General features: G+C 61.2%; 22 protein-coding genes. 15 read left to right on the top strand and 7 right to left on the bottom strand.

The window, feature by feature from the left end:
- Window positions 1–5: 5 nt before the first annotated feature.
- Window positions 6–704: a GntR family transcriptional regulator gene (locus LB533_RS19200; protein ID WP_140641902.1), complete on the bottom strand. Its 699-nt coding sequence runs from the start codon at window positions 702–704 to the stop codon at window positions 6–8.
- A gap of 209 nt (window positions 705–913) precedes the next feature.
- Here LB533_RS19200 and LB533_RS19195 point away from each other — a divergent pair, with 209 nt between their 5' ends.
- Genes LB533_RS19195 through LB533_RS19185 form a run of 3 tightly spaced genes read left to right on the top strand, consistent with a single transcriptional unit; the run spans window position 914 to window position 4,466 of the window.
- On the top strand, window positions 914–2,137 hold the full coding sequence (locus LB533_RS19195) for an iron-containing alcohol dehydrogenase (protein WP_140641900.1): 1,224 nt from the start codon (window positions 914–916) through the stop codon (window positions 2,135–2,137).
- A gap of 14 nt (window positions 2,138–2,151) precedes the next feature.
- Window positions 2,152–3,639, top strand: coding sequence for an NAD-dependent succinate-semialdehyde dehydrogenase (locus LB533_RS19190; RefSeq protein WP_140641898.1), 1,488 nt, complete (start codon window positions 2,152–2,154; stop codon window positions 3,637–3,639).
- A gap of 11 nt (window positions 3,640–3,650) precedes the next feature.
- On the top strand, window positions 3,651–4,466 hold the full coding sequence (locus LB533_RS19185) for an alpha/beta hydrolase (RefSeq protein ID WP_140641896.1): 816 nt from the start codon (window positions 3,651–3,653) through the stop codon (window positions 4,464–4,466).
- A gap of 198 nt (window positions 4,467–4,664) precedes the next feature.
- Here the strand turns inward: LB533_RS19185 and LB533_RS19180 are convergent, their stop codons facing one another.
- Entirely contained in the window at window positions 4,665–5,732 is a 1,068-nt protein-coding gene (locus LB533_RS19180) for an ornithine cyclodeaminase (RefSeq protein WP_140641894.1), read from the bottom strand.
- Between the two features lie 3 nt (window positions 5,733–5,735).
- Window positions 5,736–6,656 (bottom strand): arginase, encoded by a 921-nt coding sequence (rocF, locus tag LB533_RS19175; protein ID WP_140641892.1) that lies wholly within the window; start codon window positions 6,654–6,656, stop codon window positions 5,736–5,738.
- Window positions 6,657–6,784: 128 nt separating this feature from the next.
- Here rocF and LB533_RS19170 point away from each other — a divergent pair, with 128 nt between their 5' ends.
- Window positions 6,785–7,222 (top strand): Lrp/AsnC family transcriptional regulator, encoded by a 438-nt coding sequence (locus LB533_RS19170; RefSeq protein WP_140641890.1) that lies wholly within the window; start codon window positions 6,785–6,787, stop codon window positions 7,220–7,222.
- Window positions 7,223–7,599: 377 nt separating this feature from the next.
- Here LB533_RS19170 and LB533_RS19165 read toward each other — a convergent pair whose 3' ends face one another.
- Window positions 7,600–8,670, bottom strand: coding sequence for an NAD/NADP-dependent octopine/nopaline dehydrogenase family protein (locus tag LB533_RS19165; RefSeq protein ID WP_140641888.1), 1,071 nt, complete (start codon window positions 8,668–8,670; stop codon window positions 7,600–7,602).
- Window positions 8,671–8,887: 217 nt separating this feature from the next.
- Here LB533_RS19165 and LB533_RS19160 point away from each other — a divergent pair, with 217 nt between their 5' ends.
- The 11 genes from LB533_RS19160 to LB533_RS30040 all read left to right on the top strand — a co-directional run bounded on the left by LB533_RS19160 (window position 8,888) and on the right by LB533_RS30040 (window position 18,403).
- A complete protein-coding gene (locus LB533_RS19160) occupies window positions 8,888–9,859 on the top strand; it encodes a LysR family transcriptional regulator (protein ID WP_224677923.1) in 972 nt (323 codons plus the stop codon).
- The gene (locus LB533_RS19155) at window positions 9,856–11,325 is read left to right on the top strand and encodes an NAD(P)-binding domain-containing protein (RefSeq protein WP_224677922.1); all 1,470 of its coding nucleotides are present in this window, start codon (window positions 9,856–9,858) and stop codon (window positions 11,323–11,325) included. The genes LB533_RS19160 and LB533_RS19155 overlap by 4 nt, the downstream gene beginning before the upstream one ends.
- Window positions 11,322–11,804 (top strand): CMD domain-containing protein, encoded by a 483-nt coding sequence (locus LB533_RS19150; protein ID WP_140641882.1) that lies wholly within the window; start codon window positions 11,322–11,324, stop codon window positions 11,802–11,804. The genes LB533_RS19155 and LB533_RS19150 overlap by 4 nt, the downstream gene beginning before the upstream one ends.
- Window positions 11,801–12,364 carry a peroxidase-related enzyme gene (locus LB533_RS19145; protein WP_140641880.1) on the top strand — a complete coding sequence of 188 codons (564 nt, stop codon included), beginning with the start codon at window positions 11,801–11,803 and terminating at the stop codon, window positions 12,362–12,364. Before LB533_RS19150 ends, LB533_RS19145 begins: the two co-directional genes overlap by 4 nt.
- A gap of 57 nt (window positions 12,365–12,421) precedes the next feature.
- Entirely contained in the window at window positions 12,422–13,162 is a 741-nt protein-coding gene (locus LB533_RS19140) for an amino acid ABC transporter ATP-binding protein (RefSeq protein WP_140641878.1), read from the top strand.
- Between the two features lie 24 nt (window positions 13,163–13,186).
- Window positions 13,187–14,014: a transporter substrate-binding domain-containing protein gene (locus LB533_RS19135; RefSeq protein WP_140641877.1), complete on the top strand. Its 828-nt coding sequence runs from the start codon at window positions 13,187–13,189 to the stop codon at window positions 14,012–14,014.
- Between the two features lie 66 nt (window positions 14,015–14,080).
- Window positions 14,081–14,797, top strand: coding sequence for an amino acid ABC transporter permease (locus tag LB533_RS19130; RefSeq protein WP_224678037.1), 717 nt, complete (start codon window positions 14,081–14,083; stop codon window positions 14,795–14,797).
- A 20-nt stretch (window positions 14,798–14,817) separates the two neighbouring features.
- The gene (locus tag LB533_RS19125; protein ID WP_140641875.1) at window positions 14,818–15,510 is read left to right on the top strand and encodes an amino acid ABC transporter permease; all 693 of its coding nucleotides are present in this window, start codon (window positions 14,818–14,820) and stop codon (window positions 15,508–15,510) included.
- A gap of 460 nt (window positions 15,511–15,970) precedes the next feature.
- Window positions 15,971–16,267, top strand: coding sequence for a hypothetical protein (locus LB533_RS19120; protein WP_140641873.1), 297 nt, complete (start codon window positions 15,971–15,973; stop codon window positions 16,265–16,267).
- Between the two features lie 234 nt (window positions 16,268–16,501).
- Complete coding sequence (locus tag LB533_RS19115) at window positions 16,502–17,701, top strand: D-alanyl-D-alanine carboxypeptidase (RefSeq protein ID WP_224557481.1); 1,200 nt, start codon at window positions 16,502–16,504, stop codon at window positions 17,699–17,701.
- Window positions 17,702–18,028: 327 nt separating this feature from the next.
- Window positions 18,029–18,403 carry an SH3 domain-containing protein gene (locus tag LB533_RS30040; RefSeq protein WP_281407144.1) on the top strand — a complete coding sequence of 125 codons (375 nt, stop codon included), beginning with the start codon at window positions 18,029–18,031 and terminating at the stop codon, window positions 18,401–18,403.
- Window positions 18,404–18,665: 262 nt separating this feature from the next.
- Here the strand turns inward: LB533_RS30040 and fdhF are convergent, their stop codons facing one another.
- From fdhF to LB533_RS19095, 3 genes are all read right to left on the bottom strand, one after another.
- A complete protein-coding gene (gene fdhF, locus LB533_RS19105) occupies window positions 18,666–21,458 on the bottom strand; it encodes a formate dehydrogenase subunit alpha (RefSeq protein WP_140641869.1) in 2,793 nt (930 codons plus the stop codon).
- Window positions 21,458–23,131 (bottom strand): NAD(P)H-dependent oxidoreductase subunit E, encoded by a 1,674-nt coding sequence (locus tag LB533_RS19100; RefSeq protein ID WP_140641867.1) that lies wholly within the window; start codon window positions 23,129–23,131, stop codon window positions 21,458–21,460. The genes fdhF and LB533_RS19100 overlap by 1 nt, the downstream gene beginning before the upstream one ends.
- 149 nt (window positions 23,132–23,280) lie before the next feature.
- Complete coding sequence (locus LB533_RS19095) at window positions 23,281–23,532, bottom strand: sulfurtransferase TusA family protein (protein ID WP_224557479.1); 252 nt, start codon at window positions 23,530–23,532, stop codon at window positions 23,281–23,283.
- Window positions 23,533–23,547 lie beyond the last annotated feature (15 nt).

Raw genomic sequence — 23,547 nt, 5'->3', positions numbered from 1 at the left:
GCGGCCTACTCGAATGCAGGCAGGAGCCTGTCCCGCGAATTCTCTATGTGCACGCGCATCGCCTTTTCGGCGGCAACCGGATCGCTGGCCGCGAAAGCGGCGAGGATGGCTTCGTGCTCGTCAAGTGCCTCTTCGGTGACCCGCGAGTGATACATCAGGCGGAAGATGTGGAAGTGGGTGTGCTGGTGGTTCAGCGTTTCGCGGATGAGCTCGTTCTGCGCGAACTCCATGACCTTGTCGTGGAAGATGGCATCCTGGCGGGCGAAGTTCGAATAACGCAGGCGTTCGTCCTTGCCCACGCGCCTGGCCATCACGCCAGCCGCCTCCTGCAAAATCATCAGCCGGGCTTCATCCAGCGCAGCGGCTGCCTTGGCGGCGGCTGCGGGTTCGAGCAGCAGGCGCAGTTCATAGAGCTCGTCGAAACGGCGCCGTGTGATCTGGGGCGCGGCCCGGTACCCGATAAGATGGGTTTTCACCACCAGGCCCTCGCCTTCCAGCCGCCCAAGAGCTTCGCGGATGGGCGTATGCGAGACGTTGAACTCCTTGACGAGGTTGTCGACGGTGATCCGCGATCCCGGAGCTATCTTCAGCGACATCAGCTGCTGGAAGATCGCCTCGTAGACGTCCTCCGACAGGCTGTTGGCACGCTGGATGCGGCCCGTCAACCGAGCGTCGTTGTCGACGGTAAGGTCTGGATTCTGCATGTTTTGCCTCTTGACAGGAGCGACCTCTAACACGATGCTCCGCGTAATTCAATCCTATATCCTATACGATTTTATAGAGGATATTTCGTGAGTCAGGAAAACTCGACGACGGCTCTGGCCCGTGCCTTGCCCGAACCACGCCACGCACGCTGGGCAAGCGATGATCTCCGATCCCCCGCTCGCCAATCCATATTCGAAGGACACAGTTCATGACTCTATTTGCAGCAGCCCGGTTGCCGCGGGAGATTCTTTTCGGCAAAGGCCAGCGTCACGCGCTGCCTGATGTTGCCGCCAGATATGGCCGGCGCGCATTCATCTGCACGGATGAGCGTTTCGCCGGGACGGCAATGTTCGCGCAGATCAGCGCCGCACTGAGAGCAGGCTCGATCGAAACGCTCGTGTACGATCGCATCCTCCCGGATGTCCCCCGTGACAGCGTTGCCGTCTGCGCCGCCCATGCGAAGGACTTCAAGCCGGACATGGTGATCGGGATCGGTGGCGGCAGCTGCCTGGATATGGCCAAAAGCGCCGCGCTGCTGATCAGTCACGGCGGGCGGCTTCAGGACTACTACGGGGAATTCAAGGTGCCCGGCCCCACGCTCCCGGTAATCGCGGTCCCGACCACCGCCGGCACCGGTTCGGAAGTGACGCCGGTGGCGGTGATCTCCGATCCGGAACGGACGCTGAAGGTCGGCATTTCCAGTCCCCATCTCATTGCCGCGGTCGCGCTCTGCGATCCGGAACTCACCGCGACATGCCCGCCCTCCCTCACGGCAATTGCCGGAGCCGACGCGCTCACCCACGCGATCGAAGCCTTCACGTCCGCCAAACGTGGCGCCGATCCGCATTTGCCGCAGCGGCATGTCTTTGTCGGCAAGAGCGCCCTGACCGATCATTTCGCGCTGCTCGCCATCCAGCTCCTGGGCCGCAGTCTCGAAAAGGCGTACCGGGACGGCTCGGACGAAGATGCACGCGCCGATGTTATGATGGGGGCGCTTGCGGCCGGCTGCGCTTTCGGCACGGCCGGAACTGCGGCTGCCCACGCCGTGCAATATCCCGTCGGTGCGCTTACCCACACGCCGCACGGATTGGGCGTGGCGACGATGCTTCCCTACGTGATGAGCTACAACCTGCCCGCCGCGACCGATGAAATAGCGGCGGTCGGCGCTGCTCTGGGGGTGACGGAGACAAAGAGCGCCGAGGCGACCGCGCGCGCCACCATCGATGAGGTGGCCCGGCTGTTCGGTGCCATCGGCATCACCCGTACGCTGGCCGATCTGGGTCTTCCACACGACAAGATCGACTGGACCGCCGAGCAGGCGCTCGGCATCGATCGGCTGATCAAGAACAACCCTCGTCCTTTCGACATCGCCGCGATGCGGCGGCTGGTGAGGGCCGCCTATGACGGCGACATGGCCGCAAGCTCAGTCTGACCAGAGGTGATGAGATGAACGTACCCCAAGGGCAATTCAACGAAGATCCGGACATGTTCGACTACACCACATTCTCGCACGGCCTCTATATTAACGGACACTGGCGACAGTCTTCCGACGGTCGCCTCATTGAGGTGATCGATCCTTCCACGGAGGCCGTGATTGCGGCCGTCCCGGACGCTACGATTGCCGATGCCGCCGCTGCCGTCGAGGCGGCTGCGAAGGCGGCTGCGGGCTGGCGCGCAACCGCGCCGCGCAAGCGTTCGGAAATCCTGCGGCGTTGTTTCGAATTGATGGTCGAACGGTCCGATACGCTGGCGGCGCTGATCTCGCTGGAGAACGGCAAGGCGCTGCGCGACGCGCGCGGCGAGGTCGCCTATGCGGCTGAATTCTTCCGCTGGAATGCCGAGGAAGCAGTCCGCATCAGCGGCGAATTCGGCATGGCGCCGTCAGGCGCCAACCGGATCGTCGTCGACTATCATCCGATCGGCATCTGCGTGCTCATAACGCCCTGGAATTTCCCCGCCGCCATGGCGACACGCAAGATCGCGCCGGCGCTGGCCGCCGGCTGCACTGTCATTCTGAAGCCCGCCAGCGAGACGCCACTGACCGCCTACGCGCTCGCCGCGCTGTACGAGGAGGCGGGCGTACCCGCCGGCGTCGTCAATGTGCTCACCACCTCGAACCCCGGACCGGTGACCGCCGCCATGCTCGCCGATCCGCGGGTCCGCAAGCTATCCTTTACGGGTTCGACCGGCGTGGGTCGCGTTCTGCTGGCCGAAGCAGCCAAGCACGTCATCTCATGCTCGATGGAACTTGGCGGCAACGCCCCCTTCATCGTCTTCGATGACGCCGATCTGGACGCGGCCCTCGACGGCGCCATGGTCGCCAAGATGCGAAACGCCGGCGAGGCCTGCACGGCAGCCAACCGCATCTACGCACAGGCCGGCATCCATGACGCGTTTGCCGAAGGTTTGCGCCAACGCATGGCCGCGCTCAAGCTCGGTTCAGGCACCGACCCGGACACCGAATGCGGTCCGATGATCACCAGGAAAGCCGTCGACAAGATCGATCGGTTGGTCAAGGACGCGGTCGCCCGCGGCGCCAGGATCCTGTGCGGCGGCGTGGTCGCCGACGACAAGGGCTATTTCTATCCGCCGACCGTCCTTCGGGACGTGCCCGCCAATGCCGAGATGGCACAGGAGGAGATATTCGGTCCGGTGGCCCCGATCAGCCGCTTCGAGAACGAGGACGAAGTCATCGCGCGCGCCAACGACACGGAATACGGCCTAGCCGCCTATATCTATACGCGGGATCTGGCCAGGGGCATGCAGGTGGCATCTAGGATCGAAACGGGCATGGTCGCGCTCAATCGCGGCCTGATGTCGGATCCGGCCGCACCTTTCGGCGGCGTCAAGCAGAGTGGCCTTGGCCGCGAAGGCGGACAGAAGCACGGCATTGCCGAGTTCATGGAGGCGAAGTACATCGCCGTCACCATGTGAACGGGCAGCCCATGCAGAATGATCCTTTCCGCATCCGCGACCATGTCGCCGAATTCGACGATATCGTCGCCGAGATCGTTCGTCGCAGCACGGAGGTGCGCGCGACAATACCGATGGTTGCCGACATCGCCTATGGAGCCGATGCCACCGAGACCATCGATCTGTTCTTTCCGGAGGGCAAACGCGACCGCCTGCCGGTCCATATGTTCATCCATGGCGGCTACTGGCGCATGTTCTCCAAGCGCGACTATTCCTATGTCGCCGAGACGGTGACGCGCGCCGGCGCAATCGCGGTCATCGTCGATTATGCGCTGATGCCGGCCGTGAGGATGGCCACGATCGTCGACCAGGTGCGGCGCGCCAAAAGCTGGGTGCTCGACCATATCGGCGATCGCGGCGGCGATACCAAGCGCCTGACCGTGAGCGGACATTCAGCCGGCGCCCAGCTTGCGACGATGCTCTTCCATGACGACGGCCGGACATCGACGATCAAAGGCGCGTTGCTGCTTGGCGGGCTCTACGACCTGAAGCCGCTTCAGACCTCCTTCCTTGCCGCCGAGATCGCGATAACCGACGAGGATGCAGCCAGGTTCTCGCCGCTCACCCGCCGTTTCGATCCGTCAGTGTCGGTCGAGATCGCTGTCGGCGCCGATGAAACGCCGCCATTCCACAGCCAGGCCGAGGCGTTTGCGCGACATCTGAAGGAGCAGGGACTACAGGTCTCGCAGACCACCCTTCCTGCGACCAATCACATGAGCAGCGTTCGCGACCTCGGCTTGGCCGACACCGACGCAGCGACCCTGCTGACAAACCTGGTTTCCCTCTGAGGCCATTGGCGTCGGCGACTTTAGCCAGGGATATTCAGCCGCCGCCCGCCGCGCAGCTCCCGCCCTCCGATCCCGTGCAGATCACCCCTCCGCCCTCGGGCGGGCATTTTGTTATCCTCGGCTTGCTCGATCCTGAAGCCGGATGCTCGGCGCCGCGTCTGTTGCGAGACGAACATCCCCAGCAGGCTCTGCGAAAACTCAGCCGGATACGGCCCTGACCCCTGCGGCCTTGTCGGCGCGCAGCAGCATGCCGAAGAGGTCGCGTGGCTCGTCCGGGTCCGCCAGCAGATCGAGCTCCTCGTAGAGGCCGGTGCGCTGAAGCTGGTCGCGGACGTAGCGCAGCGCGGAAAAGTCCTCGATCGCAAAGCCGACGGAATCGAACAAGGTGATCTGGCTGGCATCCCGGCGGCCGGCCGCCTTACCGGTCATCACTTGCCACAACTCTGTCACGGGATGGTCAGGCTCGAGTTGCTGGACTTCACCCTCGATGCGCGACTGCGGCGGGTATTCGACGAAGATGTCGGAGCGCAGCAGTATGTCGCGATGCAGCTCCGTCTTGCCGGGGCAATCGCCGCCGACGGCATTTATGTGCACGCCCGATCCGACCATGTTGTCCGTCAGGATGGTCGCGGAGCGTTTGTCGGCGGTGACCGTCGTGATGATGTGAGCCCCTTCCACCGCCTCCTGCGCCGACGCACAGATCGCGATATCGAAACCAAACGCGGCAAGGTTTTTCGCGCATTTCAAGGACGCCGACCGGTCGATGTCATAAAGGCGAAGCCTGTGGATGCCGAGCAGGGCCTTGAAGGCGATGGCCTGGAATTCCGACTGGGCGCCGTTGCCGATGATTGCCATGCAGTCCGCCGCATCGGGGGCGAGGTATTTGGCCGCGACGGCCGACGTCGCCGCCGTGCGCAATGCGGTCAGGATGGTCATTTCCGAAAGCAGCATCGGATAGCCATTGCCGACATCGGCCATCACGCCGAAGGCCGTCACGGTCTGGCGCCCGTCGCGCGTGTTTTTTGGATGACCGTTGACATATTTGAAGCCGTAGAGCTGTCCGTCGCTCGTCGGCATCAGTTCGATGACACCGTCGATGCTGTGCGATGCGATGCGCGGGGTCTTGTCGAACAAGTCCCAACGTCGGAAATCCTCTTCGATATAGGCGGCGAGATCGATGAGAAAGCGATCGATGCCGACGGCAAGGACCAGCCTCATCATGTGATCGACGCTGACGAAGGGCACGATGTTCAGCTTGGGGGTCACAGCTCAATAACTCCGTGTGGGACGGTCCATGATCCGCCGGCCCATAAGGCTCGCGGTCAGGTCCACGAGAAGGGTCGCGGTGCGGTTGCGTTCGTCGAGTGCGGGATTGAGCTCGACCAGGTCGAGGCTGGTGACGAGACGGCTGTCGTGCAGCATTTCCATCACCAGATGAGCCTCGCGAAAGGTGGCGCCGCCCGGCACGGTGGTGCCCACGGCCGGAGCGATGGACGGGTCGAGAAAATCGACATCGAAGCTGACATGCAGCATCCCGTTTTCAGCGCTGACCCGCTCAAGAAAGGCGCGAAGCAGTGGGGCCATGCCATATTCGTCGATCGTGCGCATATCGTGCACGGTGACGCCCGCCTTGCGAAGCGCTTCGCGCTCCGCCGGATCGACGCTACGGATGCCCAGTGTGCAGATACGGGCCGGATCCACGCAAGCCGCCAAGCTGGGAAAGTAGCCTTCGAAGCCTGGTTGCCCGCTGGCATAAGCCAGCGGCACGCCATGCAAATTGCCACTGGTCGTGGTGTCGAGCGTATGAAAATCAGGATGTGCGTCGAGCCACAGCACGAACAGGGGGCGGCCGGCTTCCGCCGCCCGGCGGGCGATGCCGGCCAGCGTGCCGGCGGAAATGCTGTGATCGCCACCAAGGAAGATCGGCATGGCGCCGGCGCTGGCGGCATAGGCCGCCTCCGTGATCGCCGCCGTCCATGCGACGATTTCCGGCAGCGCCTTCAAGGCGGCATTGCCGTGGCTGATCGGGCGCAGATCGGCAGAGGCGACGGTGCCAAGGTCGGCCAGCGTATGCCCGAGTTCAGTGAGTGCGGCCGCCAGGCCTGCGGTACGGAGCGCGCTAGGACCCATCTCGCAACCCATCCGGCCTGAGCCGACCTGGATCGGTGCCCCGACGATCGTGCAATGCATTCCTATGTCCCCGCGCGCGTTTTCGATCGCCTATTGGAGCGCGGATAACCGGCAGGATGAACATATCAAATTGGCAAATTTGTTGAAATGGGCTATCAAAATGGAATGATTTGATTGCATTCAGAGCCATGGATCAGCTTGACGAACAGCTCATCACGCTTTTGAGGCATGACGCGCGGCGCAGCATCTCGGACCTTGCCCTAGATGTCGGCGTCTCGCGGGCAACGGTCAGGTCCCGCATGGAGCGTCTTGAAAAAGCCGGCGCGATCATCGGTTATACCGTCATTCTGCGAGCCGATGCCGTCGACCAGCGTGTACGCGGCATCATGATGGTGGAAATCGAAGGGCATGCCGCCGATCGTGTGATCCGCGCCCTTGGCGGCTTCTCGGAGGTTTCGACGATCCATACCACCAACGGCCGCTGGGATCTGGTAATAGAACTGGGGACGCAGACACTGACCGAATTCGACGCCGTGCTGCGGCGCATCCGCCTGATCCCCGGCATTACCGGCAGTGAGACCAGCCTGTTGTTGGCGACACCCCGGAGCACCAAGGCACGGCTTTGATCGCTGTCTGTGAATAGGTTGGCTGGCCAAACCGGCAGTGCTGCCCTGCATCGTTGTGCGGCACGACCGTAAAATGGGCTCGGACTTGTCCAACGTGTGGCAACCTCCAGCAGGGCTGCATGAGCGGCGAGATCTGTCATCGACCCGCGTCACGCGACACCAAGCGCAAAGTCGGCCTCGTCCTACTGGTGCTGGCGTTCCGGCTCGACCGTCTTGAACGGCGGGATGAGTTCCTTGCCTCTCGAGGTTAGATCAGCCTCGCCTCGAACTCGTGCGGCGACATCGCCCTGACGCTGCACGCCACCGTTAGGTGAACCGACGCGCTGACGTAGCGTGGTGCGCCTCAAACTTGATCATGCCGCATCGACTGCGGGCGCTCAAAACCCCATGCGGCAAAGGCTTTCAAGATCCGTTTTTGCTATTCCCTCGAGGCCGAGCGCGGGAAGAATATCGTTATCCCCCCTGAGATCGCGACCGTAAGCCGCCGATAATATCGAAACTCCAGACTCGTGGAGTGTCGCCGGTTTCTCGGTGATCTTGCCCAACAATACGGTCGGCAGCAGTCCGAACGGAACATCCTCGAGAATGTAGCGGCTTTCGATTGTTGTCGGACCAAAGCCGCCACGGCCTTGACGATCCATCTCCTGGTTCATCTCCGAAACGGTTCCCTTCGGAACATGAAACGACAATGAAAAATGCTCCTGGACGGTGCGAACCGCGATACCAAAATGGGCGGCGATGGCTAGCCGTTCGGCATCCAGAGCCTCGATAAGGCGGCCAGCGGCAGGGGTGACGTTTCCCCCCTGGCTCCATTGCTCGGCTTTTTCCATGCGTGTCAGATTGAGAAGGGCAATTCCCAAGTGGTTTTGCGGATTGAGGTTGCTGAGCGCGATCGCAAGCATGCCGTCGCGCTTGACGAAACGATCACCGAATAAGCTCGTGCAAAGTGCGTATCCTTCATCCTGAGCTTTGAAAGGCAGCGTCGCGACGTCAAGCTTCTGGCGAATGGTGGTGACATGGACTTCGGTTGGTCCGAGTTGTCGACCGGTCAACAGTGTTGTGCCCCAAAGGACGATCGGCAAGCTGACCTTGCGCTCCGCCAACCGCTTGGAGAGATACAGTGCCCCGAACGAACAATGCGAACTGATGATGACCGGGATTCCATCGATCAGATGGGGGGCGGCAGCATCCATCACCATCCTGTGGCCGTAAGCCGGAAGTGCAATCACCACCACGTCCGCGTTGGCGATGGCATCCTTGCAATCCTTGGCGATGCGCACGGGTACCGTCGCCACGATGTCCCCCGTCGCTTTCAACAATTCGCCGGTAGCCAACGCCTTGGTGCGCTGTCCCGACGGTGACCAAAGCATTGGCGAATGCCCCGATCCTGCCAAATAGGCGGCAAGGCCATAAGCAATTGCTCCGGCGCCCAGAATACTCACGCGCATAACATTCCTCCTGTCGCAGGCTTTGTGGTTCGAGAATCCCTGCCGCCTTCACCTGAAGCCAGAGCCGCGTCTGACGTCCCTGTCCGCCTCCGATCCGGATTCTGGCGCTGAAGCCGGCATATGCACAAAGCCCGTAACGAACATTCGTTTCCGCTTGACATATATCAAAAACGAATGAGACGATGTCAATCATACGGATTACGCATGTAGGAGAAACATGGAAACCCGGGACCTTCAGACCTTCCTTGCGGTTGCTGCCAGCGGCAGCATCACCAGGGCGGCTGACATGCTCGGGCGTTCCCAGCCTGCGGTGACGCGCACCATTCAGGAGCTCGAGGCCGAACTTGGCTTCGAATTGCTGCATCGGATCGGTCGACGAGTGCAGTTGTCTGAAGAAGGAGTCGCGTTCGAGGAGGAAGCACGACGCCTGCTGATGTCCTTCACCGAACTCGCAGCGCGGGCCAAGATGATCGCCGCCGGCAGAGGGCGAATCCTGCAGATCGTCACCACCTCCGCGATCGGCACCGGCTTGATCCCGACGGCCTTGGCCGAACTCCAAGGTGCCGAGCTTCCGCACGAGACGCATCTCGGGCAGTTTCTTCCCTCGACCGTCGCTCAGGAAGTGCGTAGCGGACGTGCCGAGGTCGGGTTTTCAAGCCTGCCGCTCGATACGCCCGGTCTGGATGTCCTGCGGCTCTATTCGGCGCCTGATGTTGCTGCCGTGCGGGAGGGTGATCCGCTCGCCGAACTAGATGTCATACCGCTTTCCGCTTTTGCCGGCCGCCGCGTCGCCACGTTGCTCAACCCGCTGCGTTTCCAGTTGCATGTCTCCAAGGCGTTGGCGGCCAGGGGCATCGACACCGGGCCAGTAATCCGCACGAATACCGCCTGTGGCGCGCTGCAGATCGTACGCCGGACTGGTGTTGCGGCTGTCATCGATCCCCTCACCGCCTATGGCGTGGGCTTGCCTGGGGTCGTCATCCGGCCGATCGACGTAACCGTCCTCTTTTATTGGGGTGTTGTGGCTGCCGAAAAACGCCCCCTTCGTCCAGTCGCGCAGGCGTTGGTGGATGCGGTCGAGGCGGTGGCTGAACGGTCGATCGTCGGCTTCAAGAAACTCGATCCGACCCTGGCCGGCCAATTGGTGACCGATCCTGCCTCCGGCACAAATCACGGAACGGGAATATGAAGCACACCCCCAGTTCGCTCCCCGCGAGAGGTCTAGCCGCGCTGGAAGCACAACTTGCTCAGGATCTCGATTTTCTCGAACTGCCTGCCAAGCCATGGGTTCCCGCGCGTTCGCGCGATGGCGTGCCGGTCCGTGACGTCGTTGTGATCGGCGCCGGCATGTGCGGACTTGCTGCCACCGCAAAGCTGGTGCTGACGGGGATAACCAATGTCGTCGCCTACGACGCGGCTCCGGCCGGCTTCGAAGGGCCATGGATAACGTTTGCCCGCATGCAAACGCTCCGGTCGCCGAAAACGCTGCACGGTCCGTCGCTCGGCCTGCCGCAGCTGACATTCCGCGCCTGGTTCACGGCACAATGGGGCGTTGAAGCATGGCGGTCGCTGGACAAAATCCCCAAAGGCCAGTGGATGGACTACCTGGTCTGGTACCGGAACGTTCTTGGTCTGCCAGTGCGCAACAGCGTGCGCATGACAGGCGTTGCAGCCGTTGGCGATCTGATTGCGATCGATGTCGAGGGCGCGGAAACCGGCCGGGTTCTCACCCGTCGTCTCGTTCTAGCCACCGGTCGGTCCGGTCTCGGCGGTTTTGCCGTGCCTGATTTCCTCAGGGGCATCGATCGCTCCTATTGGGCCCATTCTGCCGACGACATCGATTTTGATGCACTGAAAGGCAAGCGTGTGGCGGTTATCGGCGCCGGTGCCTCTTCGATGGACAATGCCGCGACAGCGCTCGAGGCGGGCGCCGGTTCAGTCGACATGTTGATCCGGCGCAAGGAAATGCCGCGCATCAACAAGCTGACCGGGATCGGCAGCCAGGGTGTCATCCTCGGCATGTATCATTTGCCTGACGCCTGGAAGTGGAGATTCTTCGACTACACCGCCTCGACCCAGACGCCGCCGCCGCGTTCATCGACGCTTCGCGTGTCTCGTCATGCGAATGCCCGCTTCTTTCTCGACTGCGGCGTAGTCGCGGTGAAGGAAGATGCCGGAGGCCTTCTAGTCGAAACCACGCAAGGGCCGATGCGCTACGATTTCATGATCGCTGCGACCGGCTTTTCAAATGATTTCAGTGGTCGCCCGGAATTCGCCGCCCTCGCCCCACACATCCGCACCTGGTCGGATGGTCGATATACGCCGGACATGGGGCCGCCGCGCGCAGGCATGTTGGAGGCACCGGATCTCGGCCCTGCCTTCGAATTTCGCGAGCGCGTGCCCGGTTCCTGCCCGATGCTGGCGCATGTCCACTGCTTCAACGACGCCGCCATGCTGACCCATGGCAAGGTGTCCGGCGATATCCCGGCCGTCAGCGCTGGCGCCGACCGTCTGGTCCGCGGCATTGCCGCGTCGCTGTTCGCCGAAGATGTCGAAACCCACTTCGCCAATCTGATCGCCTACGATACCCCGGAACTTCTGGGCGACGAATGGGTCGATTCAACACCCTTGTTGCATAAGGAGGCCGCACTGTGATCGACGCAATGGACAAGGCTGCAGGTCTTTCACCGGACGATGCCCTTTTCGCTGCACGGCGGTTTCGGCCCGAATTCGTGCGAGGGGCTGAGGAATGTCGCCTCTCCGTCCTGCAGCCGGCAAACGATCAGGGGCTGGCGCCGAATTTGCGGGTCGCTCTGGCCCGTCGCATGGCAGCTCTGAACGCCGATCCCGTCCTGATGGCCGAATATGATGTGCAACTAGCTCAGCTTGGTCCCACGGAGCAGCTTCTGTCCTTGGCCCGGGGGGAAACGGATTTGAATGAACCCCTGGCGACCATCGCCCGACATGTTGACCTGATCACCCTGACGCCGAGAAAGGCGGAGGCGAGCCACATTGCCCTGCTCGCCCAAGCCGGATTGAACAATCCCCAGATCGTTGCGCTCTCCGAATTGACTGCCTTCATCAACTTCCAGACCCGGGTCGCGACCGGCTTGCGATTGATGAGGCGGGCATGATTTCCTCGGTGCGCCTGAAGCCGCTGAATTGGCATCCCTATATCGCACCGGTCGAGCTATCGGAGGCAACGCCGGAACAGCTCGAAGCGATGAAGGTTACGCCGTCGGCCAAGAAAGTTTCGGAATATGTGCGCACCCTTGTGCATGATCCCGAGAGCTATATTGCCCGCACGGTGTTGTTCAACGCGATCATGTACGTCGAGGGCGGGCTTGCCCGTCCCGACCGCGAGCTTGGCGCATTGGGTGCCTCGATCGTCAATGGCTGCAAATTCTGTGCCGTTGTTCACGCTCGCCGGCATGCGGAGCTGACCAAGAGCGATGAAGTGGTCACCGCGCTGTATCTCGACAAACCTGAAAAGCTTGGGTCGCGCGATGCGGCAATCTACAACTTTGCCCGCCGCCTGTCGGCGGCGCCGTCGGAAGCGACGGCAGACGACATCGCCTCGCTGCGATCAGTCGGCATGAATGATGCCGAGATCATCGACCTCGTCCACGCCATAGCGATCTTCGGCTGGGCAAACCGGCTGATGCACGTCCTGGGCCATGCGGAAAGCGGATGATGACGTCGCATACAGTCAAGCCAGTCCGTCCCACACTTTCCGAAGGGCCAACCAGCAATGCTTGAACTCAAAGATATAAAGCTGTCTTACGGAAGTACGCAGGTCCTGAACGGCGTCAATCTCTCGGTAAAGCGGGGTGACGTGGTGTCGATCATCGGCCCCAGTGGCACCGGCAAGACCACGCTGCTGAAATGCATCAACTATCTGGCCAAGCCGTCGTCAGGAACCATTTCGTTCGATCAGATTGGGATGGATTACCAGCGTGCCGACAAGGCCGCTGTCCAGGCGATCCGGTTGAGGACCGCGATGGTCTTTCAGCAGTTCAACGTCTTCAAGAACATGACGGTCCTCCAGAACGTGATGGATCCGCTCGTTGTGGTGCAGCGCAAATCCAGGGATGAGGCGCAGGAAATCGCGCTCAGAGAGCTCGATCGGGTCGGTCTCTCGTCGAAGCGAGACAGCTATCCATCCCAGCTCTCGGGCGGCCAGCTCCAGCGCACCGGCATCGCACGCGCGCTGGCGGTGCGTCCTGACGTCATCCTCTTCGATGAGCCTACGTCATCGCTGGACCCCGAACTTGTCGGTGAAGTTTTGAAGGTGATCAAGGATGTCACGTCGTCAGGGATCACGTCGCTGCTTGTGACCCACGAGATGCAATTCGCAAAGAACATCTCGAACCGGATCGTCTTCATGGACCGTGGCGTGGTTGCCGCCGACGGCAGTCCGGCTGAAATCTTCGACGCGCCTTCCAGTCCACGACTGGCTCAATTCCTGCAGTCAGAACTCGCTTTTCAATAGCTCAACAAGAAGGGAACTCAAGAAATGTCTGCAATCACATCCGGTTTTTCCCGCCGCTATGTCCTGGCCGTCGCTGGTGGCATCGCAATTGCCCTCGCAACCGCTGGGATCAGCTATGGTCAGGCCGTCCGGACGGTCAAGATCGCGACGTCTGCCGAATCCAAGCCGCTGGCCTGGGGTGCGATCGGCGTCGAACCGCAAGGCTATGAGCCCGATCTTCTGAGGGCGATCAATGCGAAGCTGCCGCAATACAAGTTCGAAATGGAAGGTGTCTCTGACATCGCCCAGGAAACCGGCCTTGCCACCGGGAAGTACGACATCGCCGTAGGTGGCTACTACAAGTCGCCCGAGCGAGAGAAGCAATTCATCATTCCAGAGAACCCGATGGGCGCCAGTCTGATGAAAATCTACAGCAAGAAAGACAGCGGCATAAAGGAAATGAAGGACCTGGTCGGCAAGAGGATCGTTCCGACGACGGCAGGTGGCGGAACCTACAAGTTCATCATGAACTGGCAGAAAGAGAATCCGCAATACAAGCTCGACGTCACGGCATCGAGCGCCGGGATCCCCTACCCGAACCGCCTGGATGAAGTTCAGAACGGCAAGTTCGACGCATTGGTTCTACCGTCTAACCTCGGTGAGCAGGCGGTCATCGATAACAAGAAACTCGATATCGTCGCATCCGATCCGGTCTACAGCAACAACACGTACATGCTGATTCACCGGTCAGCGGAAAACAAGATCCTGGCTGAGGACGTCAACAAGGTGCTCAAGGAACTGAAGGACGACGGCACGATCGACAAGCTCTCGCAGAAGTGGTTCGGCGAGGACATCGTGAAATACATGAAGTAACGGGGCGTCCTCAGCTGCAGCTGGATGGTCGGCGCCAAGGTTGAACTGCAAGAAGGAGTGTTCAAGGTGGATGTGTCTGCTATGATTCCCGAGTTGCTCTCGGCGTTGCCGCTGACGCTGGCCATCACTTTTACGGCCCTCATTGCCGGCTTCTGCCTAGATCTCCTTGCGACAACTCTCCGGGTCCGCAGGGTACCTGTGATCAGTCACCTGGCGGACCTCTACGTATCCTATGCCCGGAGTGTTCCCGTCGTCCTCCAATTGTTCGTTGCATTTTACGGGCTTCCCTTGTTGGTAATCCTGTTCGGCTCCGAAGATTTTTTCTCGCCGACGATCGCCGCGATGGTGGCATTGAGCTTTTATCACGGCGGCTACCTGTCAGAAGTCCTGCGACCTGCATATCTGGCCGTCGATCGCGGCCAGCATGATGCGGCAGACAGTCTTGGATATACCTTTCGCCAGAAAATCGCGCGGGTCATCGGGCCACAAGCAGTGCACTTCGCGTTGCCGGGCTACGGGAACTCCGTCATCTACCTGATCCATAACGTTGCGCTGGTGATGTACATCGGGGCGGCGGATGTCATGGCGACCGCGCATTTGATCATGGAGCGCGACTATAATCAGTACCAGTTCGAAACCTATCTCGTGCTGGCGGTCATCTATTCGGTGATGTGCCTGATCGCATGGCTCATCATCCGCTTCTTCGAGCTTCGTTCCCCGATGCAGGCACCGGAGGCTACGACATCTGCTCAGATCAAGAACACACTGATCGCGAGCGTGTGACCTAACAAGGGTATTTGACCATGTTTGAGACCGATATCCTGCTCCAGGACTCGCGGGAAATTCTGGGCGCCGTACCCGTAACGCTTGCAATGGCCCTTACGATCTTCGTCCTCTCGACGATGGTCGGCAGCCTGTTTGCGCTCGTGGAATATAGACGGATTCCCGCACTGCGAGAGCTCGTCATGGCCTACAAGGTCGTCTTTAAGGGCGTTCCGATGGTGATCGTGATCTTCCTCGCCTATTTCGGTCTTCCCCCCGCGCTCCAGTTTCTGTTTTCATTGGTTGGCATAGATTTCAACGCCCACCAAACGCCCAATTGGGTTATCCTTGTCATTGCGGTGACCGGCTGTGTCGCCGCGTTCCAGGCGGAGATTATCAAAGGAGCCCTCAATGCCTTTGACAGCGGTCAGGCAGACGCAGCCTATTCGCTTGGCTATACAAGGGGCCAACTGTTTCGACGGGTGCTATTTCCCCAGGTCGCCCTGACGGCAATTCCCGATCTGACAACCTCGATGATGGTTATCATGAAAGCACTTTCACTCGGATTCGCCATCGAAGTTGTCGATATTTTCGCGCAGTCACAGCTGACCGCCGCGTTGAATTTCTACTATCTCGAAGCCTTCGTAATTGCCGTCGTGATCTACATGGCGATTGCCTATCTCGTCACACAGATCGCCGACAGGCTGGAGCAAGCGCTTAGGGTACGGACGTGAGGATGTAGAATAGAATCTTCTAGCAAGATCGGCTTGTCTTCCGCAGAAGCATCCTGGTAGTCGGCGCCGCAATCGATGCGCGCCTCGAGCCGTGCGGCGTCAAGTTCCGCGAACCGTCACGGCGACCGACCTTACCTGGTGCGGAGCCGCGGATTGGGCGTGCCTTCGTTCCGAAACATCCAACGGGTCGCGATTTTGGTCGACAGCTTGCTGACCAAAGATAAAATGCCGATATCGATATTGGCGGAGTGCAGGCGTGAGAGTTCTTCAGCTATTGGCATTCCTCCGTTCCCAAGGACACGCTGCTGTTTTCGCTATGGACGACCTGGTGCAGGGATGCATGACTTCTCGTCGGGTAGTAGCCAGACCGGAATCCGGAATACGGCGGGTCGTTTTGGTTGCGACCACGTTGCTGGCGGCTCACGTGGCTTTCGTCCAACCTGTGCAAGCAGAAAACCGGATGTGGGTCGCTGGCGAAAATGCCAAGCGGCGCAGTTGTCCATCGATGGAATGCGGCATCGTCGGGATGCTGTTTTATCGCGAGACGGTCATCGTCTACGAGACGGACCACGAATGGTCGCGCATAACCGGCTATTCCAATGCCGGCTGCTACAAAGGAGAGTCCACCTTCGTGGAATCGGGACGCAATGACTGCAGCAAGGAGAACGGCATCTCGAACGGCAAATTCGCCGAATGGGTGAGATCGGATTTCCTGGCTCCGGCAAAGCCACCATACGAGCCCGAGATCGAGGGATAGAGCCGAGACAATTTGCGGCCTCTCGTTAAGAATGCGATAACCAATTGGTAACGGTGCCTGCCTAGCTTCGTGATCCGATGGCCGGATCGCCCGGCCACATTTTACACGGAGCGGCGACGGGCGGGGCGGATGTATCTGGTACTGGAGAAGCTTGTCGCCTTCCCGGCGTCATTGTTGAAATTCGCCTTGAGGATCTCGGTCGTCATCGTGTTTTGCGCCGCCTCTGCTTCCGCCGTGCAGGCCAATTCCAGATTTTCAGCCATTGTCATCGATGCCAAGACAGGCAAGACCCTCTACAGGGATCATGCGGACGCTCCGCGCTATCCAGCGTCTCTCACCAAGATGATGACGCTCTACCTCATCTTCGACGCGCTCGAGAGCGGCAGGATCTCGAAAGGCACGGCGATACCGGTGTCGGCCAGTGCCGCCAACGAGGCCCCCTCCAAGCTCGGACTGAAGCAAGGTCAAACGATCACCGTCGAACAGGTCATATTGGCGCTGGTAACGAAGTCCGCCAACGATGCCGCGACGGCCATTGGCGAGTTCCTCGGCGGATCGGAGGCCGGCTTCGCACGTCTCATGACGCAAAAAGCACGACAGTTAGGAATGACCTCCACCACGTTCAGGAACGCCAACGGACTGCCCGATACAGCCCAGAAGACCACGGCGCGCGACATGGCACGTCTTGGCCTGGCGCTCAGGGATCATCATCCTGGCTATTATTCCTACTTCAACACCCGATCCTTCAAATACAAAGGTCGGCGCTTCGGCAATCACAACCATCTGCTCGGCCGGGTGAAAGGCGTGGATGGGATCAAAACGGGATACACGAATGCCTCGGGCTTCAACCTGGTTTCTTCCGTCGAGGCGCAGGGCCGCAGCATCGTCGCGGTGGTGATGGGCGGACATACGGTCGGGAGCCGAGATGCACGCATGAAGCGTCTCATCAGCCGCTATCTGGCTAAGGCTTCCAACGGTCCGGACCGGTTCAGGATCGATCGTGGCGGAGAAAGCGCATTGGTCGCCTCCGCGGCTTCGAACGCATCGGTGCCCACTCCGACGTGGAAGCCGGCTCAGGTGGCCGATTCCCGAGCCGCTTTCGCCGCTGAGGCGATGGGCGATGGGTCCAGGGAGCAGGCCTTGTCTGCCGATGCCATCGATCTGATCAGCACCGCTTCCACCCACGAAGGTCAATGGATCATCCAGATTGGATCGATGCCAAGCAAGGCCGCAGCTCGTGAAATCCTTTCACTGGCGGCTCGCAAAGCGCCAAAACTGCTTTCGAAAACTTCTGCTTTTACCGAGGCCTTCGAAAAAGGTGGCGATGTGTACTACCGCGCCAGATATGCCGGCTTCGACAACAAGTCGGAAGCGTGGAGCGCTTGCGGGCGGCTGGCGCTCAAAAACATCGATTGCTACGCGCTCACTCGGTAGGTGGGATCGAACGCCCATGCGAACGCTGCAACTCGCCTCTCCCGACGTCCTCTCACCAGGACCATGCGGCAATATCGAAAGATGTCCTCGAGCCCTCTTCGATCCTTCGCATGGGGCTTCGCTGTGAAACGCCGCGGCTGTGCGCCTCGGAGCGACGTCGTCTCGTCGACTTATCAAGACACCGGTTGCGGCTTTTTCGTCACGGGTAGCGTCCTTCGTTGTTGCCTCATCGCTGCACTATGTGTTGCAACTGTCACAAAGGCCGGCCCTCAAGCTGCCGCCAATGGGATTGCCTTGCCCCGCTTCGCGTCGTTGAAGAGTTCTCCTGTGAATATGCGGGTCGGACCGGGCACCCAATATGACGTCGAATGGGTTTATGTCCGGCCGAGGATTCCGCTTGAAATCTACCAGGAATATGGAAACTGGCGGCGCGTGCGAGACTGGCAGGGAACATCCGGCTGGGTCTTCGGTCCGCTTCTTTCGGGGCGAAGGACCGCTGTAACCGCCCCATGGAGCAAGGACAAGATCGCGCTGCGCCGGAAGCCTTCGGTTTCCAGCCTCGTCACCGCCTGGCTGGCGCCGGAAGTAATTGTCGAACTGGTGCGCTGCGACGGGCAATGGTGCAGGGTTGCGGTCAATTCGCTGGCAGGCTTCGTCAGGCAAACCCGCCTTTGGGGCATCTATCCTAACGATACACTCTAACAGCAGCACTCGTCGGAAGGCTGCTGCTGGTCGGCCGGTGATGGCATCTCGCGTCGCCTTCAGCCAAATCAAACCTCGCGAGAAGAACGCCGAGTTGAGGGCGTTCCGCACAACCGTGGCTCACATTTGGCCGGCGACAGAGCCCTCCCACCTGTCGCGAGCCTTTGCGACGGCCTGCCCGACTATTCCGGCGGCCGTCGAGCAATGGACTTCCTCAAGTCAGCCATCGCCCAACACTACCTCCGCGGGCAGCTTCCAAACATCATTCGGCAGCTTCGACCGATCTCGATGCCGGCACGATCCGCGCGGCACAATATTTGAACTCCGGGATCTTACCGTAAGGATCGAGCATAGGATTGGTAAGCATGTTGGCCGGGCTCTCGGCAAAGCAGAACGGCATGAACACCATGCCATCGGCGACCTCTCGATCGGCCCGCAGAATGGCTTCGACGACGCCGCGCCGCGTCTCCACGTTGATCACGTCTCCCTGCGCAAGGCCGCGGCGCTTGATCTCGTAGGGATTCATCGCAGCAATGCCGTAGGGCTCGATCGCGTTGAGCACCCCGGCGCGGCGCGTCATGGCGCCCGTGTGCCAGTGCTCCAGCAGGCGCCCGGTGGTTAGCACCAGAGGATATTCGTCGTCGGGCACCTCGTCGGGAGGCAGGAGGTCGGCGGGCACGATGCGCCCGCGGCCATCCGCGGTCGGGAACCCGGTGGTGAAGACGATCTCGTTGCCAGGAACATCAGGACCATCGGCAGGATAGACGACGGACTCCTCGCGTTCGATGCGCTCCCAGGAAATGTGCTTCAGCGACGGCATTACTTGCGCCATTTCGCCGAAGACGTCCGAAACGTGCCTGTAGTTCCAATCCAGCCCCATGCGTCTGGCAAGCTCGATGATGAGATCGAGGTCCTGCCGCGCCTCGCCCGGCAGGTTGACGGCCGGCCGGCCGATCTGCACCTGCCGATTGGTGTTGGTGTAAGTGCCGAGCTTCTCCGCATGCGCGGAGGCAGGGAGCACAACGTCGGCATGCCATGCTGTTTCGGTCAGGAAGATGTCCTGAACAACCAGATGCTCCAGCTTGGCGAGTGCGGCGCGCGCATGGCTCTGGTCGGGATCGGACATGGCCGGGTTCTCGCCCATGATGTACATGCCCCGGATCTCGCCGTCATGGATCGCGTCGACGATCTCGACGACGGTCAAGCCGCGTTTGGGGTCGAGCGTCTGGCCCCAGAAATTCTCGTACTGGCCGCGGATATCGGCATTCTCCACCGATTTGTAGTCGGGGAAATACATCGGGATGAGGCCCGCGTCCGAAGCGCCCTGGACATTGTTCTGGCCGCGCAGCGGATGCAGGCCTGTGCCGGCGCGCCCGACATGGCCGGTGATCAGCGCCAGCGCGATCAGGCAGCGCGAATTGTCGGTGCCGTGGGTGTGCTGCGAAATGCCCATACCCCAAAAAATCATCGAGCGCTCCGCCTTGGCATAGGTGCGTGCCACCTCGCGCAGCACACCGGCCTCGATGCCGCAGACGGGAGCCATCGCCTCGGGCGAAAAATCCTTCACCTTAGCCCTCAATGCCTCGAAGCCGGAGACATTGGCCTGGATGTACTGCTCGTCATAGAGCCTCTCTTCTATGATGACGTGCAACAGCGCGTTGAGCATCGCCACGTCGCTGCCCGGCTTGAAGCGCAGCGCATAGCTGGCGTGGCGCATCAGTTCCTGGCCGCGCGGATCCATCACGATCAGCTTGGTGCCGCGCTTTGCCGCTTGCTTGAAATAGGTGGCGGCCACTGGATGGTTTGTCGCCGGCCGCGCCCCGATGATGATCACGCATTCGGCCTTCATGGCGTCCATGAAAGGCGCCGAGACCGCGCCAGAGCCAACGCCCTCCATCAAAGCGGCCACGGAAGAGGCGTGGCAGAGCCGGGTGCAGTGGTCGATATTGTTGGTGCCGAAACCCTGCCGGACGAATTTCTGGAAGAGATAGGCCTCCTCGTTCGACCCCTTTGCCGAGCCGAAGCCAGCCAGCGCCTTGCCACCATGCTGGTCGCGGATGCGTTTCAGCCCGCTGGCGGCGCGCTCCAGCGCCTCTTCCCAGCTGGCCTCGCGGAACACTGTCAGCGGGTCGACATTGCGCAAATCAATGTCGCCGGCCTTCGGCGCGTCGTCGCGCCGGATCAGCGGCTTCGTCAGCCGTTCGGGCGACATCACATAGTCGAAGCCAAAGCGGCCCTTGACGCAGAGCCGGTTCTCGTTCGCCGGACCGTTGCGGCCGTCGACCTGGACGATTTTATTGTCCTTGACGGCGACCTGCGTCTGGCAGCCAACGCCGCAAAACGGGCAGACCGTGTCGACGACCTTGTCGAACGCCTGGACGACACGTGTCTTGCCGGTCTCGTCCATCAGCGATTTCTCGTAGAGCGCACCAGTCGGGCAAGCCTGGACGCATTCGCCGCAGGTGACGCAGGTCGACAGGCCCATCGGATCGTGCATATCGAAGACAGGAATCGAGTGATTGCCGCGCTCGGCCATGCCGATCACGTCGTTGACCTGCACCTCGCGGCAGGCGCGCACGCAAGCGCCGCAGGTGATGCAGGCGTCGAGATTGACGGCAATGGCCGGATTGGTGATGTCGAATTCTGGCGCTAGCCCCTCCTCGGTGAACTTGGAACGGTATCGGCTGCCCGAAATCCCCATCGAACCGGCCCATTGCCAGAATGCCGACTGGTTGTCTGGACCGTCGCTCGCCGGTCGCATGTTGCTTGCGAGGAGCTCGAATACCATCTCGCGTGATTTGCGGGCGCGTTCGGTGTCGGTTTTCACGACCATGCCGGCGGAAGGCTGGCGAACGCAGGAGGCAGCCAGCACGCGCTCGCCTTCGATGTCGACCATGCAGGCGCGGCAATTGCCGTCGGGGCGATAGCCCGGCATGTCGACATGGCACAGATGCGGAATCTTTGTGCCCTGGCGCTTGGCGATATCCCAGATGGTCTCGCCAGGGGCGGCGCTCACGGTTTGCCCATCGAGGGTGAATACCACGCTCTCGGCCATCAAAGGTCACTCCGGAAATGCGTCAGCAGATGATTGATCGGATTGGGCGCCGCCTGGCCCAGGCCGCAGATCGACGAATCGCGCATCACCGCTTCGAGGTCGCGAATCTTGTCTTCCGGCATCTGGCCCTGCTCCTGCAAGATGGCCACCAACTTTTCGGTTCCCTCGCGACAAGGCGTGCACTTCCCGCAGCTCTCATGCTTGAAGAATTTCATGAGGTTGAGCGTGACCTGCTTTATATTGTCGGCCCGCGAGAACACGACTATAGCATGGGAGCCGACGAAGGCGCCCTGCTTGGCCAGATCGCCGCCGAAATCGAGCGGAATGTCCCCCAGTGCCGCTGGCAGGATGCCGCCTGAGGCGCCGCCCGGCAAATAGGCCTTGAACTCATGACCGTCCGCCATGCCGCCGCAATAGTCGTCGATCAATTCGCGTACCGTGACGCCGGCCGGCGCCAGCTTGACGCCGGGATTTTTCACCCGGCCGGATACGGACCATGAGCGGATGCCGGGGTGGCCGGGCCTGCCCTGCGCAGCGAACCATTGCGCGCCCTTTTCGACGATGTCGCGGATCCACCAGAGCGTCTCGACATTATGGTTGAGGGTCGGCCGTCCAAACAGGCCGACCTCGGCGATGTAGGGGGGGCGGTGGCGCGGCATGCCGCGCTTGCCCTCGATGCTTTCCAGCATCGCACTCTCCTCGCCGCAGATATACGCGCCGGCGCCGCGGCGGAGCTCGATGAAGCCCGGCTTGACGATGCCGGTGGCCTCGAGTGCGGCGATCTCCTGACGAAGAATGGCGAGCACCGCAGGGTATTCGTCACGCATGTAAAGATAGATCCGTTCCGCCTCGACGGCGTGCGCCGCGATCAATGCACCCTCAAAGGCACGGTGCGGATCTCGCTCGAGATAGATGCGGTCCTTGAAGGTGCCGGGCTCACCCTCGTCGCCATTGATCGACATCAGACGCGGGCCTGGATAGGAGCGCACGAACTGCCACTTCTTGCCGGCGGGAAAACCCGCACCGCCCAGACCCCTCAAGCCCGCATCGCCCAGGGTGGCGATGAGCTCGTCCGTGGTCAGCGCCCCAATCCGTACCCGCTGCAAAAGCTGGTAGCCGCCCGCCTGCCGATACGCCTCAAGCCCGACATAATCGGGCACGCTCACACCGGTATCCGCTGACGCGGCCATGCGCCTCAGGCCCTCGGCGGTTGCCTGGTCGACCTCGCGATCACCGATACGCGCGGCAGGCGCGCCAGCGCAACGGCCCATGCAGGGCGCGCGCATGACCCTGATCGCCGCTGGATCGGCGCCCGCTTGCAATTCGGCCAGGAGGGTGTCGGCGCCTGCCAGCATGCAACTCACTGAATCGCACACGCGGATTGTCAACGGCGCAGGCGGCGTCTCGCCTTCCTTCACAACGTCGAAATGGTCGTAGAAGGTCGCCACCTCGTAGACCTCGGCCTGCGACAAGCGCATATCTTGCGCCAGCGCCCGCAAATGCCGCGCCGACAGGCAGCCATATCGGTCCTGGATCAGATGAAGGAATTCGATCAGCAAGTCGCGCCGTCGCTGGCGCGCGCCCAGGAGCGCCTGGATCTCGGCGAGCGCGGCGTCTTCCAACGGCCTGCCCTTTGGTCCGCGATCACGCGGCCGTCGTTCCTGGATCGTCATGTGCTCACCTCCCCGAGTGAAACGCCCTTACCTCTTAACGATATCCCGCGGGCCAGGATGTCGACTATGAGGCACGACATGTCCCCTGCACGACCAGCGCAAGCATTGCCTCGCAAATCTTGGGGCCGCCGCCGATGGGGTGCAACTCGTCACATCGTCGCGGGCTGCGTCTTTTCGATCATGAACACGATGCGATCGCCGTCGCGTTCCGTCGCTTCAAGTCGCTCGCCCATCTCGTTGAGCAGATTGGGGATATCGATGACCGCCAGCGGGTCCGTGCAGTGAACCTCGAGCCGCTCGCCCGGCTTCAAGGCTTTCAGCGCCTTACGAGTCTTAAGTGCTGGTAAAGGGCACTTAAGCCCGGTCAGATCCAACTTCGTCGTGGTTATCATGATCGGCATGATGCCCGACGGGGC

This window comes from Mesorhizobium sp. BR1-1-13 (assembly GCF_020165515.1).
Classification (GTDB): Bacteria; Pseudomonadota; Alphaproteobacteria; order Rhizobiales; family Rhizobiaceae; genus Mesorhizobium.
The sequence above is the reverse complement of the archived record's forward strand: the minus strand, read 5'-3'. Positions and strand labels throughout refer to the sequence as shown.

What these genes read in the sequence shown, in the direction of transcription:
- LB533_RS19200 (WP_140641902.1), bottom strand. Translation starts at nt 704, where the DNA reads ATGCAGAATCCAGACCTTACCGTCGACAACGACGCTCGGTTGACGGGC.
- LB533_RS19195 (WP_140641900.1), top strand. Translation starts at nt 914, where the DNA reads ATGACTCTATTTGCAGCAGCCCGGTTGCCGCGGGAGATTCTTTTCGGC.
- LB533_RS19190 (WP_140641898.1), top strand. Translation starts at nt 2,152, where the DNA reads ATGAACGTACCCCAAGGGCAATTCAACGAAGATCCGGACATGTTCGAC.
- LB533_RS19185 (WP_140641896.1), top strand. Translation starts at nt 3,651, where the DNA reads ATGCAGAATGATCCTTTCCGCATCCGCGACCATGTCGCCGAATTCGAC.
- rocF (WP_140641892.1), bottom strand. Translation starts at nt 6,656, where the DNA reads ATGCATTGCACGATCGTCGGGGCACCGATCCAGGTCGGCTCAGGCCGG.
- LB533_RS19170 (WP_140641890.1), top strand. Translation starts at nt 6,785, where the DNA reads ATGGATCAGCTTGACGAACAGCTCATCACGCTTTTGAGGCATGACGCG.
- LB533_RS19165 (WP_140641888.1), bottom strand. Translation starts at nt 8,670, where the DNA reads ATGCGCGTGAGTATTCTGGGCGCCGGAGCAATTGCTTATGGCCTTGCC.
- LB533_RS19160 (WP_224677923.1), top strand. Translation starts at nt 8,888, where the DNA reads ATGGAAACCCGGGACCTTCAGACCTTCCTTGCGGTTGCTGCCAGCGGC.
- LB533_RS19155 (WP_224677922.1), top strand. Translation starts at nt 9,856, where the DNA reads ATGAAGCACACCCCCAGTTCGCTCCCCGCGAGAGGTCTAGCCGCGCTG.
- LB533_RS19145 (WP_140641880.1), top strand. Translation starts at nt 11,801, where the DNA reads ATGATTTCCTCGGTGCGCCTGAAGCCGCTGAATTGGCATCCCTATATC.
- LB533_RS19140 (WP_140641878.1), top strand. Translation starts at nt 12,422, where the DNA reads ATGCTTGAACTCAAAGATATAAAGCTGTCTTACGGAAGTACGCAGGTC.
- LB533_RS19135 (WP_140641877.1), top strand. Translation starts at nt 13,187, where the DNA reads ATGTCTGCAATCACATCCGGTTTTTCCCGCCGCTATGTCCTGGCCGTC.
- LB533_RS19125 (WP_140641875.1), top strand. Translation starts at nt 14,818, where the DNA reads ATGTTTGAGACCGATATCCTGCTCCAGGACTCGCGGGAAATTCTGGGC.
- LB533_RS19120 (WP_140641873.1), top strand. Translation starts at nt 15,971, where the DNA reads ATGTGGGTCGCTGGCGAAAATGCCAAGCGGCGCAGTTGTCCATCGATG.
- fdhF (WP_140641869.1), bottom strand. Translation starts at nt 21,458, where the DNA reads ATGGCCGAGAGCGTGGTATTCACCCTCGATGGGCAAACCGTGAGCGCC.
- LB533_RS19100 (WP_140641867.1), bottom strand. Translation starts at nt 23,131, where the DNA reads ATGACGATCCAGGAACGACGGCCGCGTGATCGCGGACCAAAGGGCAGG.
- LB533_RS19095 (WP_224557479.1), bottom strand. Translation starts at nt 23,532, where the DNA reads ATGCCGATCATGATAACCACGACGAAGTTGGATCTGACCGGGCTTAAG.